The sequence below is a fragment of the uncultured Desulfovibrio sp. genome, assembly GCF_944324505.1.
In the GTDB taxonomy this organism is placed as follows: Bacteria; Desulfobacterota; Desulfovibrionia; order Desulfovibrionales; family Desulfovibrionaceae; genus Desulfovibrio.
The window spans coordinates 63,987-76,100 of the sequence record NZ_CALUWO010000001.1; the positions used below are offsets into that span (position 1 = coordinate 63,987).

At 64.9% G+C, this 12,114-nt stretch carries 12 protein-coding genes; 5 read left to right on the forward strand and 7 right to left on the reverse strand.

Translation table 11 applies throughout. From position 1 onward, the window contains the following. Positions 1-146: 146 nt before the first annotated feature. The 7 genes from Q0J57_RS00280 to Q0J57_RS00310 all read right to left on the reverse strand — a co-directional run bounded on the left by Q0J57_RS00280 (position 147) and on the right by Q0J57_RS00310 (position 5,648). The gene (locus tag Q0J57_RS00280; RefSeq protein ID WP_297215490.1) at positions 147-515 is read right to left on the reverse strand and encodes a hypothetical protein; all 369 of its coding nucleotides are present in this window, start codon (positions 513-515) and stop codon (positions 147-149) included. A gap of 62 nt (positions 516-577) precedes the next feature. Continuing rightward, positions 578-1,654, reverse strand: a complete 1,077-nt coding sequence (gene gluQRS / locus Q0J57_RS00285; protein WP_297215493.1) for a tRNA glutamyl-Q(34) synthetase GluQRS — start codon at positions 1,652-1,654, stop codon at positions 578-580. Positions 1,655-1,722: 68 nt separating this feature from the next. Next, positions 1,723-2,244, reverse strand: coding sequence for a rhodanese family protein (locus Q0J57_RS00290; protein ID WP_297215496.1), 522 nt, complete (start codon positions 2,242-2,244; stop codon positions 1,723-1,725). A gap of 110 nt (positions 2,245-2,354) precedes the next feature. Then, a complete protein-coding gene (locus Q0J57_RS00295) occupies positions 2,355-3,371 on the reverse strand; it encodes an NlpC/P60 family protein (RefSeq protein ID WP_297215499.1) in 1,017 nt (338 codons plus the stop codon). Positions 3,372-3,731: 360 nt separating this feature from the next. Beyond that, positions 3,732-4,508 carry a GTP cyclohydrolase FolE2 gene (folE2, locus tag Q0J57_RS00300; protein WP_297215502.1) on the reverse strand — a complete coding sequence of 259 codons (777 nt, stop codon included), beginning with the start codon at positions 4,506-4,508 and terminating at the stop codon, positions 3,732-3,734. Between the two features lies 1 nt (position 4,509). After that, positions 4,510-4,932, reverse strand: a complete 423-nt coding sequence (gene nikR, locus Q0J57_RS00305) for a nickel-responsive transcriptional regulator NikR (protein WP_297215505.1) — start codon at positions 4,930-4,932, stop codon at positions 4,510-4,512. 65 nt (positions 4,933-4,997) lie between these two features. After that, positions 4,998-5,648 carry a 50S ribosomal protein L11 methyltransferase gene (locus Q0J57_RS00310; RefSeq protein WP_297216771.1) on the reverse strand — a complete coding sequence of 217 codons (651 nt, stop codon included), beginning with the start codon at positions 5,646-5,648 and terminating at the stop codon, positions 4,998-5,000. A 277-nt stretch (positions 5,649-5,925) separates the two neighbouring features. Between Q0J57_RS00310 and Q0J57_RS00315 the strand changes: the two genes are divergently transcribed. From Q0J57_RS00315 to Q0J57_RS00335, 5 genes are all read left to right on the forward strand, one after another. Next, positions 5,926-6,414 carry a CvpA family protein gene (locus Q0J57_RS00315; RefSeq protein ID WP_297215511.1) on the forward strand — a complete coding sequence of 163 codons (489 nt, stop codon included), beginning with the start codon at positions 5,926-5,928 and terminating at the stop codon, positions 6,412-6,414. A 38-nt stretch (positions 6,415-6,452) separates the two neighbouring features. Then, entirely contained in the window at positions 6,453-7,256 is an 804-nt protein-coding gene (gene mazG / locus Q0J57_RS00320) for a nucleoside triphosphate pyrophosphohydrolase (protein WP_297215514.1), read from the forward strand. A 114-nt stretch (positions 7,257-7,370) separates the two neighbouring features. After that, entirely contained in the window at positions 7,371-9,482 is a 2,112-nt protein-coding gene (locus Q0J57_RS00325) for a hypothetical protein (protein ID WP_297215518.1), read from the forward strand. Next, positions 9,445-11,583, forward strand: coding sequence for a hypothetical protein (locus tag Q0J57_RS00330; protein ID WP_297215523.1), 2,139 nt, complete (start codon positions 9,445-9,447; stop codon positions 11,581-11,583). The genes Q0J57_RS00325 and Q0J57_RS00330 overlap by 38 nt, the downstream gene beginning before the upstream one ends. 111 nt (positions 11,584-11,694) lie before the next feature. Next, the gene (locus Q0J57_RS00335; protein WP_297215525.1) at positions 11,695-12,105 is read left to right on the forward strand and encodes a hypothetical protein; all 411 of its coding nucleotides are present in this window, start codon (positions 11,695-11,697) and stop codon (positions 12,103-12,105) included. Positions 12,106-12,114 lie beyond the last annotated feature (9 nt).

Consider the following 12,114-nt stretch of genomic DNA (forward strand, 5'->3'; position numbering starts at 1 on the left):
CGCAGGCCTGTGGATGAAATGACAGGACATGCCTCACCGCGTCTCTGCGGCTCCGGTCATGACGGCATGTCCCCTTCCTGGACAGATACCTAACAAAAAGGGCCTGTCCGCGATGTGACAAGCCCTGCTGAAATCATGCCCGCGGCTCAGCCCCGCTGTATGAACAGCGGGATGCAGTGCAGCTCCCGGCTGTATTCCTGCGTCGATCCCAGCTTCCAGGGACTGTTTTCCGGCCAGCCCAGCCTGGCGGCCACAGCCTTCACTGTGCCGGGCACATCCAGCACGGGATGCCGCTGGAAGACCTGGGGCAGACCATAGGTGAGGTTGCAGGCCAGACACTTGCCGGGGCGCTGATGCAGCTCAAAGGCCAGCTCCGCCTTATTGTCCTCCACCTTGCGGCATACCAGCCGAATGTCGTAGGCGCCCTCTTCCGCACCGCCAAACAGGGCGTCAAAAAAGGCATCGGTCCGCTCGGCAGGGAACACCGTATCCAGAAACTCCTGATCCAACGTCATATATTCCTCCACAGGCAGAGAAGTAACCGCATGAACGCATGAAACCCGCAACGGCGCATATTTCAGCACCGCACGCCCGCCGCTCCATGGCGGGCTTTCCCGTGCCGCAGCCAGTCCAGCATGTCGCCATCCAGCAGCAGATCATGGCGCGGCAAGGCTGCCAGACAAAAATGTGCCAGACCTTCCGCCGGCGTCATGTCGCGGCCGTCGGGATTACAGCCGGCCAGCCAGGCCAGCAGCCCCACACAGCGGGCAGCCGGCACCCCTTCCGCGCGCAATGCCTGCACCGACAGACTGCGATGGCGCTTGGCCAGCCGTTGTCCTTCACTGTCGCACAGCAGCGGAATATGCGCGTATACAGGGTTTTGATAGCCCAAAAAACGCAAAAGGGCAATCTGGCGCGGCGTGGAGGGCAAAATATCCCGCCCGCGCACCACCTGGGTAATGCCCATGCGGCCATCATCCACCGCCACGGCCAGCTGGTAGGCCACCACTCCGTCGGAACGCTGCAAGGCAAAATCCCCGCCGCAGTCTTCCAGGCGAGCGCACTGCCGGCCCTGCAAGATATCCTGAAAGACAATGGCCTCCCCGTTTCCCCGAAAGCGCAGGCAGGCCCGGCGACCCTGTGCCAGCAGGGCCGCCCGCTGTGCGTCACTCAGATGCCGGCAGGTGCCGGGATACGGGGCGCCCCTGTCATCCACATGCGGGGCGCCAGCCAGGGCGCGCAGCTCCTTGCGCGTGCAGAAGCAGGGATACACACGGCCTCCGGCCTCCAGCCGCTGCAACGCCGCGGCATACAGCGCGCCGCAGCGGCTCTGCTCATACGGAGCATGCGGGCCATCGTCATGCAGGCTGCCGTCAGGGGCCAGGCGCGGCCCTTCATCCCAGTCCAGCCCCAGCCAGAGCAGGTCCTCCAGCAGCTGACGGGAAAACGCTGGCCTTGCCCGCTGCGGATCAATATCCTCCAGACGCAGCACCACCTTGCCACCGGCGGACCGGGCCGCCCACCAGGCCAGCAGAAAGGCCCAGGCATTGCCCAGGTGTATCTGCCCCGTGGGGCTGGGGGCAAGACGCCCGCGCACAGGCAGAACAGGCTGCTCCCCTTTTTGCGCAACCGGCAGGCTTTCTTCAGCGGGCATGCCTCCCCTCCCTCACGGCGGCGGTACGCAGGCGGACACCGCCGCGCCCGCCATTTCCACAGCACATGCTAGTCCCTGTTCCAGGGCATTTTCTGCAGCAGCAGCGCCATGCCGCAAAAACCGGTCACCCCGGCAAAGATGAGACCGGCCCCCACAAAAGCGCTCAGCAGCGCAAAGGCCGGAACCACCAGCGAGCCCAGCAGACCCAGCAGCACCAGCGATCCGGCGCCGATCTGAATCTGGCGGGCCATGGGCAGACGCCTTTTACCCTTGCCCCGCCGGACAGGCAGGCCGGCTTCCACCCAGCCGGCGACCCCGCCGGACACCTGCCAGGCCGGTCCTCCGGCCACACGTTCCAGCAGATCGCTGTTGTCGCTGGTGCGCCTGCCGGAATTGCACATGAAAACAACCGGTTTATCCTGCTCCCCGCCGGGATCGGCCTGCACGTAACGGAGCAGCGACAGGGGAAGCACCTGAGCACCGGGCACAGAGAGCGCTTCCAGTTCCTCAACCTCGCGAATGTCCACAAGGCGGACTTCTCCGTTCTGAAAACGCTGGTACGCCTCGGCGGGAGAAAGGATCGGCAGCATACACACCTCACAGGTTCAGAGTACAAAAAAACGCCCAGCAGGGCGTCCGGCAATGACATAAAAAGGCGGAAAAACCAGGGGCGGCGCGCTACGCAGCCAGCCCGAAAATCTTACTTGTCTTTCCGTTTTTTGGAGGAGTTGCGAGAAGAACCTGCCTGTTTTTTGCTGCCGGAGCGCGCCTTGGATGCGGCCGCCTGTGGGGCCTTGGCCTTGCCGGCCTTTGCCCTGGCTGTGGACTTGCTTGCCTGTGTTCGGGCTTTCGATTTGCTGGCCTGTGTTCGGGCCTTGGCCTTGCCGGCCCGGGAGCCTGCCCGGGCCTTTCGTGTTTCCGGGCGGGCCTTGGCCTTGCTGACCCCAGCGCGGGATTTGTCCTTGCCGACTCGCGAGCGCCCTGTATCCTTGGTGGCCCGGGAACGCGCCTTGGACTTGCGGGTTTCCGGGCGGGATTTTTCCTTGCTGACCCGGGTACGGGCCTTCTTGGCTTCTCGTGCCGTGCGCTCGCCGGAATACTGCTTCATGCGGTCTTCCACCTGGGCCACTAGGTCCATGCCGGCAGCATTGCCCGGCAGACGACGCGCCCCCAGAAAGGTCTCATGATAGTAGGGATCGGAAAGGGAATTGATGCGTACCCGTGTGCGCCGACGCGGACTGTGCACAAATTTGCCGTCGCCCACGTAGATGCCTGTGTGGTATCCCCGACGGGGATGGCGGAAGGCCACAATGTCACCGGCGCGCATGTTTTCGATATTGGTGATGCGCTTGCCCACCAGCGACTGCTCACGGGCCGTGCGGGGCAGTTTGACGCCCACGCTCTGATAGGCCCACTGCACCAGCCCGGAACAGTCAAAGCCGCCGGGATTGCGTCCTCCCGGCACATAGGGCGTACCAATGGCCGACTGGGCACGGCTCACGACCTGGCGCCCCCGTACCGGCGAAACCGTAAAGTTCTGGCTGCCGTCGCTCACGTCCCTGTTCTCGCGGTCCGCATCTTCCAGATGCAGGGCCTCTATATAATTCTGACGGTAGCGGGCGTGCATGTATTCGGTATCATCCACTTGCCGCGAACCGCAGCCGGACAGCAGCCCGGCCACGCAAAAAAGGCTCAGCAGTAGCAGAATTTTGTGCATTCGTTCTCCAGAGGGAGGCATGCGCCAAAACGGGCAGGACCGGCAGACGCCTGACGCCACACCACATTCCGGCAGCACCATGACATGAAAAAAGAAGGGAGACGCCTGACGGCCGCGCCGGTTTCCGGCCTCCTGCGCGGGGATGCGTACCGGAAAAACCTGCCCGGCCAGGGCGTGAAACGGCGGCCTTCCCGCTGCCGGAAACCACAGCAGCAGAAAGGACCGCGGCGCACGCGCCTCCCGTTACCTGCGGGCAGAGCGGCCGTCAGCCGTTCTGCCCCGGTCTCATCTTCAGTCTATAGCCCAAAAGCGGGAAAAGTGCAAAAACCTTTTTTCACGGCTGCCGCGCCCGGAGGCAGGCTATTCCGGCAGCGTGCGTTCGATGCAGGCAAAGGCATTATGGCTGTGGATGGACTCCATGCTCTCCACCTCCACGCGGAACCAGGTGATCTGCCCGTGATCCATGAGGCTCTGAGCCACGTTGCGCACCACGTCCTCCACAAAGGTAGGCTGGGCAAAGGCATGCTCGGTCACGTATTTTTCGTCTTCGCGCTTGAGCAGGGTATACACCGGAGAGGAGCCGGCCGCCTCGGCTATTTCGATGAAATCCTCGATCCAGCAGAAGTGCCGCATCCTGACGGAAAGGTGCACCATGGTCCGCTGGCTGTGCGCCCCCTCGCGGCTGATGGCCTTGGAGCAGGGGCAGACCGTCATCACCGGCACAGCCACGTCCAGCACAAAGACCTGCCCCTCATCGGACAGCTCGCCGGTAAGGCGGCAGTCGTAGGATACCACGCCCGGACTGCCGGACGACGGCGCGTTCTTGCGCACAAAATAGGGAAAACTGAAGTGCACATAGGCCCGGCGTGCCTCCAGTCGTTCCTTGATGGTTGCCAGCAGACGCCGCACCGACTGGTAGCTGATGGTCTCGTTCCACTGTTCCAGCGCTTCCACAAAGCGGCTCATGTGCGTTCCCTTGAAGGAGCTGGGCAAATCCACGCCCATGTCCACACGGGCCACGGTCTGGCGGCTGCCCTCGGCGCGGTCGCGCACCAGCAGCGGCAGCGTGATGCCACGCACCCCCACGGTATCTATGCTCAGCGCCACCTGCGGCGCGTGCCTCTGTACGTCTTCCATGTCAGGCCAAGTCCTGTCCTGTTGTGGTGCCGCTGAAGGTGCCGTGCTTGACCCCCTTGCAGGAAAGCAGGCGGTCGGCCAGGGTACGCACGCGACCGGAATCGCCCTTGAGTACCAGCACTTCAAGGCAGTTGTGATGATCAAGATGCACATGCATGGTGGTCACGATGATGTCGTGGTCATCATGCTGCATATTCATGAGCCGCCGGGCCAGATCGTTGCGATGATGATCGTAGACCAGGGTGAGCGTGCCTGCCACGGGGGCGTCCCCCTGGCTTGTCCATTCATCTTCCACCAGCGCCTTGCGGATAAGGTCGCGGATAGCCTCGGACCGGTTGCCGTATTCCTTGCGCCGGCACAGGGCGTCAAAGGGTTCCAGCAGGTCCTCGTCCAGCGAAACACCAAAGCGCGTCAGCTTGCCCATTGCTGCCTCCAAGCATCTGTGAGCGTCTTGCCCGCCCCGCGGCACGGGGCACGCTGCCCGCCGTCTCAGCGGAGCACGCGCCGGCGGGAAATTTCCCAGACCTGGACGGTAACGGGAACGGGCTGGGCATACAGCGGCGCCACCGTGGCGCCGAAAACGCGCCGCCCTTCCCAGCCGCCGCCGTGCAGGGCCTGCAAAAAGGCCTCGTAAACCGTACGCCCAGGCTCCGCCACCCAGGCCACGCCATCCGGCGCCAGGGCATGCTCCAGAAAACGCATGAGCGGCGCCACAAAACGCTTTTCATACATGATGTCGCCGCCCCAGATGCGCGCCACGCTGCCCCGGCGCACGGCAGGATGCCGCCAGTCCATGACGGCCCAGAGCGGCGCCGGATGCACGCCATTGACCTCGGCATTGCCGGCGGCAAAGCGCACGGCTTCCGCCTCGTAGTCCAGGGCCAGCACACGCGCTCCCAGAAACTGCCCCACCAGGGCTGTCAGCCCCAGACCGCAGCCCATGTCCAGACAGGGACGACCGGCGATTTCCCCGCGCCGCTGCTCCAGCCACTGGGCCAGCACAATGCTCGACGGCCACAGCTCGGTCCAGTAGGGAAGGCGCTCATCCTCGAAATTGCGGGGGTCCTCGGTCATGGCCTCCCACAGTTCCTCAAGATTGGCCGCACGCTGCAAAAGCCAGTGCCGCCCGCAGACCTCCACATGAATATGCGCGCTGTCGCCGGGGTCCACATGGGCCTGTCCCGTGCAGGCTGCCGTTCTGCCGGCGTCACGGAGAGAAGATGTCGCTTTCACGCCCGCCAGCATACCGCATTGCCCGCTTTCTGTACAGCCACCCCGCCACAGGTGCCGCCCCATGGCACGGGATGCCGTCCTGCGGGGCAGCCCGGAAAAAAGTGCGCGGGCCGCAAAGCGGCTTCGGCATTGTATCTGTCGCCGGCTTCTGATACTTTCTTGCCACTTCTTTTTCGAGGCAAGCATGGGACAGGATATCTTTGACGTCATCATCGTGCTGGTGCTGGTATTCTTCAGCATCCGCGGCTTTCTGAACGGCTTTGTGGGAGAAGTGGCCGGCCTGCTGTCGCTGGTGGGTGGCTTCTGGGCGGCACACCGCTTTCACCCCCTGCTGTCGGAGCATCTGCAATTCATTGCCGAGCCGGCCTGGCGGCACATCGCCTCCTATGTACTCATCTTCGTGGGAGTGGTGCTGCTGGTAGGCATTCTGGCGCGCATCCTGCAAAAAGTGCTTTCCTTCAGCTTTGTCACCTGGGTGGACCGCCTTTCCGGCGGCCTGCTGGGACTGGCCAAGGGTGTGCTGCTCTGTTCCGTGGTGCTGCTGCTCCTGCAGAAGCTGCTGGGCGACATGCCCTTCCTCCAGCATTCGCGCGCCCTGCCCTACTTTACATCACTTATCGAACAGATACGGGCCTGGCTGCCGCCGGACCTTGTTTCCCGCTTCAACTTCTAGTCGCGCGGCGGCCCTGTGCCCCGCAAGGATAGCGTGTCATGGAAAAAAATGCTCTTCAACAGTTGCAGGACGTTCTCGACCGTCTCATCGCCGACGACGGCTGCCCGTGGGACAAGACCCAGACCCCGCAAAGCCTGACAGAATACATCATCGAGGAAAGCCACGAGCTGGTCAGTGCCATCCGCTACGGCAGTGACGACGACGTGCGCGAAGAACTGGGCGACGTGGCCTTTCTGCTGATCTTTGTTGCCCGCCTGTACGAACGGCAGGGCAAGTTTTCTCTGGATGACGCCCTGGCCAACAATGCCGCCAAGATGATCCGCCGCCATCCGCATGTCTTTGCGGATGCCCACTTTGCCACGCAGGACGAACAGCTCAAGACCTGGGAACAGATCAAGCGCACCGAGCATGCGGCGGAGGACGGCAAGCCCAAGGGCCTGTTTGACAGCCTGCCCGACAGCCTGCCCCCCCTGACCAAGGCCTACCGCATCCATTCCAAGGCGGCCCGTGTGGGCTTTACCTGGGATGAGGATGAAGAGGTGGAACAGCAGGTGGAAGCCGAATGGCTGGAATGGCTGGATGCCTCTGCCGGCACGGATCAGGAAGCCCAGAAGCACGAACTGGGCGACCTGCTGTTCAGCATTGCCGAACTGGGGCGCCGCAAGGGCATCAAGGCCAGCGAGGCACTGGACTTTGCCAATGCCCGCTTTCTCAAGCGCTTTGCCCGCATGGAAGAACTGGCCCGCCAGCAGGGCCGTGACCTGCCCGACATGACCCTGGACGAAAAGGACGAACTCTGGAACCAGGCCAAGGCGGAAGAAAAGCCGCAGGGTGCCGAGTAGAGGAGCAGGGGCATGCGTCCTCCTTCTGCCCTTTCCGCTCCGCTGCCGCCCTTCTGCGGAGACATGCGGCGGAAACACCGGAGCAGGCATCTGCTCCCGGGCCGAAGGCATGCCGTGCGCCAGCTGGCAGCCCTGCTGCTGGCAGTGCTCTTCATCTGCCTTGCCGCCGCCTGCACGTCACAGCGGGCCGCCGCTCCCGCCGCGGACAAGCGCCTGCTGCGGGCCGACCCCGGCTATCTGCAATGGCTGGAACGGGAATCCATGCTGGGTGCCGCTCCCGGTCTGGCGGCCCAGGTCTCCGGTTCACCGCGCATCTGGAGCGGCAGCGCCGCCAGCCCCGGCCTGAATCTGCTGCTGGATGCCGCGCCCAACTGGCTGGAAGTGGACCCGTATACCGTTGCCGCCCCGGGTTCGGTGCTTCAGGCTCTGGCCGCGCCGGGCTTTGCCGAGCTGCTGGCCCAGCTGGGCGTGGGCGGCATCTATCTGGCCCCCACCGGTGAACGTGGCGATATCTGGCAGGCCCGGCCCCGTCCGGGCACGGCGGATAATGTGGCCTCACTGCACCTTGACCAGCACGTGGGCAGCGAAAAGGAACTGGACGCCCTGCATGCCCGTCTGGAAGGACTGCACATGCAGCTGGGCGGCGAGCTGCCCCCCGCCGCCACGGGCCTGGGACCGGACTTCATGCTGCAAGCCCGGCATGCACCGCGCTTTGACGGCCTGTATGCCATGATCAGCGTGCCGCAAAACCTCTGGAACCTGCTGCCGTCCGTCCCTGCCGAATGGGAATGCCTGCCCCTGCGCCCGCAGGCCGTGGCATCCCTGCAACAAAAGGGGCTGCTTCCCCCTGCCCTGCTGCGCCAGCAGCTGCCCTGGGCCACACCAGGCGGCTGGGCAGCCACGGGCGAGGTGCGCGGCGCCGACGGCCAGATACGGCGCTGGGTCTACCGCTATGCCGACGATGCCCTGCGCCCCGTCCTGCTCTGGCAGGACCCCTCCGGCCAGGCACGCCGTCTGCTTTCCGCCGCCATCATCCGGCATACGGGCCTTCAGGGCCAGACCCTGGCCGGTCTGCGCCTGGAAGCGCTCATGGGGCTGGATGTTCCCCCCGCAGAGGGCAGCGGTGACACCCCCGGTGATGCCCGGACCCAGCTGCGCCAGCGCCTGACGCCCGGCTTCGGGGCACTGGCCGAAACCGGCCGCGAAGTGCATCGCTATGGCGGCTGGGCCGTACAGGCCGATGCCCTGCCCCCTTCCCTGCTGGGAGCGGTGCTGCGTACCGGCATCGATCTTTCCCGCGACACGCTCACGGCCCCGCTGGCGGAATATGCCCTGCTTTCCGGCGATGCCGCCCCGCTGGGCGCGGCCCTGCGGCGCGCCCTGGATGAGGGCCTGCCCCAGCATCGTCTGGCCCGCGGCCTGCACGGCTGGCAGGGGGTGGACTGGCGCCTGCTGCGGGACCTGCCCCATGGCGAGGCCCTGTACCGCAATGCCCTGGCCCGTTGTTCCCTGCCGGAAGGCGAAAGCCGCTGCTGGTCCACACCCGCCTCTCTGGCCGCCCGTGCCCTTGGCCTGCACACACCGGCTACGGCCACGCCGGAGCAGCGCGCCCAGCTGCGCCAGGCAGCCCTGACGCTTTTGTCCTGCCGGGCCGGCCTGCCTGGACCGCTCTTCATCAGCCTGCAGGAACTCACCGGCGCGCTGGACATTCCGCGCCAGGTCTCGCGAGACGTGCTGGCCAGCCGCGGCCTTGTGCCCCTGCGGGACGACAGCGCCGGCGACGGCAGCGCCCCGGCAGCGGACCTGGCCTTTGGCCCCCTGTCCCGGCAGCTTGGCGATCAGGACAGTTTTCTGCTCATGACCGCGCGCCTGCTGCTGGCCCGCCGTGCTGCCGGCCTGGCCCGCGGCAGGCTGCTTTCCGTCAGCAACGGTCCAGATGGCTGCCTGACCCTGTGCTCCGCCCTGCCGGAGGGCGGCTACTGGATGACGGTTCTCAATTTTTCCGGCAGTCAGCGCAGCATGGCGCTGCGCCTGCCCGTTCAGGGCGGAAGTCTGCTGGATGTGTTTAGCGGCCAGTCCCTGCAGGGGGACGGCCATCTTGCCCTGACGCTCGCACCGCGCGAAGCCCGCCACCTGGTCATGGATGCCCGCGCCGCGACAAACGATGGAAGACAAGAGGAGTCTGCCCATGAGTCAACATCAGAACGAACAGCCGGCCAGCGGTGACAAACGCGATGACGCCGAGGTGCGCGCCGCGTCCGGTGGCAGCACCGGATCCGAACAGGCTGCCGTGACAGAGGCCACCCCGGCCCCATCCCCGGAAAACGGGGCATCCGGGGCCACAGCGGCGGACGGCACCGCGCCCGCTGCCGCACCGGACAATGCCGGCAAGGATGCCTCCGCCCAGAAGGCTGATGACGGCGACACGCTGCCGCCCATTGCGCCGGTATCTCCCGAAGACGAGGATATTCCCGATGTTCCCCTGCCTCAGGCGGGCCGCCCCGCCCAGGCCGGCAGGGCGCAGAAATGCTTTGACTGCCTGTCACGGGTAGCGCCGCTGGCCCTGCTGGCCCTGCTCCTTGTGCAGGTCTGGCCCCTGTTCTGGCAGGGCGGCAACTACTGCCCGGCCGAACTGCCTGCCGCCTCCACGGCCCTGGCCCTGCTGGACAGCGGGCAGTGGATCTGCCCCACCGGCCCCGAAGGCGCCCAGCTGCCCTTCATGTTCTGGCTCATGTGGGGGCTGTACAAACTGGTGACCCTCGTTGGACTGTCCCCGCTGGTGGTGCTGCCCCTCACCGCAGTTCTGGGCGGCGCCGTGGCCCTGCTCGGCGCCTGGGGCCTGAGCCGCGCCGCCGGTTTCGGCCGCATGGCAGCCTTTGCCACAGGACTCATTCTGCTGAGCTGTCTGGTCTTTCCCTTCATGGCCCATTTCATGGGCACGCAGGCCCTGGCTACCGGCCTGACCCTGCTTTCGCTGGCCTGTCTCTGCCGCGGCTTCCAGAAGGAAAGCGCCTATCTGCTGCTGCCGCTGGGCTTCATTCTGGCCGCGCTGGCCGGTCTCACCGGTGGCCTGGTCTACCTGCTGCTGCCGCCCCTGACCAGCCTGATCTGGCTTGTCTGGCGGCTGCGTTTTGGCCGTGCGCAGGAACTGGACGCCATTCTGGGCTTCCTGATCATGCTGCTGCTGGTGGCCGTCTGGCTGCTGGCCCTCATCCTGTTCCTGGATAACGGCAGCTATACCCGCTCCGTTTTTGACCGCATCCTGGCCTGGCCCTTCCCGCTGGCCGATCGCTGGTGGCTGCCCCTGGCCGTGGGCTTTCTGGGCGTCTGCCCCTGGCTGCTGCTGGTTCTGGGCGTGTCCTGGCCGCGCGTGCTGCGCGGCCTGCCCCGCGCCATTCTGGCCAGCCGCCGCGAAAACAGCGGTGTGTCCTTCATCTGGATTGCCATCCTGCTGGCCGCGCTGCTGAGCCTGCTGGCTCCCGGCGTCAGCGGCAGCGGCCCCCTGCTCTGCCTGCTGGCGGTTCTGCTGGGCCGCTCGCTGGAACGCCTGTCCTCCCTGGGCAGCCGCTTCTTCTATATTATTGTGGCACTGCTGCTCCTGCATGCCGGTCTGATGCTGTCCGCCTGCGCTTTCGGCTTCTCGCTGGAATGGCTGGTGGCGCTGACCTCTCTGCCGCTGACGCCTGATCAGCAGGCACAGGTACTCTCGCTTTCCGGTCTGCCGGTGCTGGGCGTGCTCTGCATCATCATGGCCGTGCTGCTCTTCCGCTTCGTGCGCCGCGCCTGGCCCTGCGGCGCGCTGCTGGCCTGCGTCGCCTTTGCCTGCCTGCTGGCCCAGCCCGCCCATCTGCTGCTGGCGCCCCAGATGGCGGCTGTTCAGGACAGCAAGCTCCTGAGTACCGCCGCCCTCATGGCCCGCTACGGCAAGACGCCAGCTCCTGCCGCGCCTGCCGACGCAGCCACAGCGCCGGCCGCAGAAGACGCCGCTCCCGCCACCCCGGCACAGGACGAAGCGGCGGCACCGGCTGCCCCTGATCAGGCGCAGAGCACGGCGCCTGCGCCGGCGGATACGCCAGCAGCAGACGCGCAGCCCAGCGCCACCCCCGAACCTGCGGCAGCCCCCGCCACCACGGCCACGGACAACGCCGCTGCCGATGCTGCCGCCACGGCAGACGCCCCCGCAGCGGACAGCGCAACGGACAAGGCGCCGAACAGTGAAACGGATACTGCGGCGCAGCCTGCGCCGACGGAACAGGCGGCACCGGAGGCAGGCGCCACCCCCGACGCCCAACCGGCTTCGCCGGAACAGCCCGCCCCCGCCATCTGATCCTGTTCCTTCCCGCGTTCCTGATAAACGAAACGGCACTGCCATGGCAGTGCCGTTTCTGTTTTTGCCAATAGATATGCAAGCATATCTCTTGCGCCATAATGAACAGACTTGAGAAAATCCCATTGTACGAACATTCAAAACGCTGTATGTTTGATCAGAAATTTCTGGCAAAATCAGCCGTATTTTTTGCTTGCGCTGTTCAGGGCACACAGGATACAACAGGAATGTACTTTTTTTCTCAAGGAAAACATGGTGCAATACGGCTGCTCTGGGGAGATTTTTCCCCTCTATCTCTGGCCAATTGGCCCAAAAAAGCCGGCTGCTGACACAGCCGGCACGGGAAAAAAGCCGTCACTTCACGGCAAAAATAAAAATTTTACCAATAAAAACAGGATGATAGCTATTTATACCATGAGAATACACCCAAATACGGTGCGTTATTATGCCAAAAATAAATATGGTGTCAATTCTGGATTTCTTTTGCCACTTGCGCTATATTTCTCAATAGGTGCTTACTAACCTTACTCA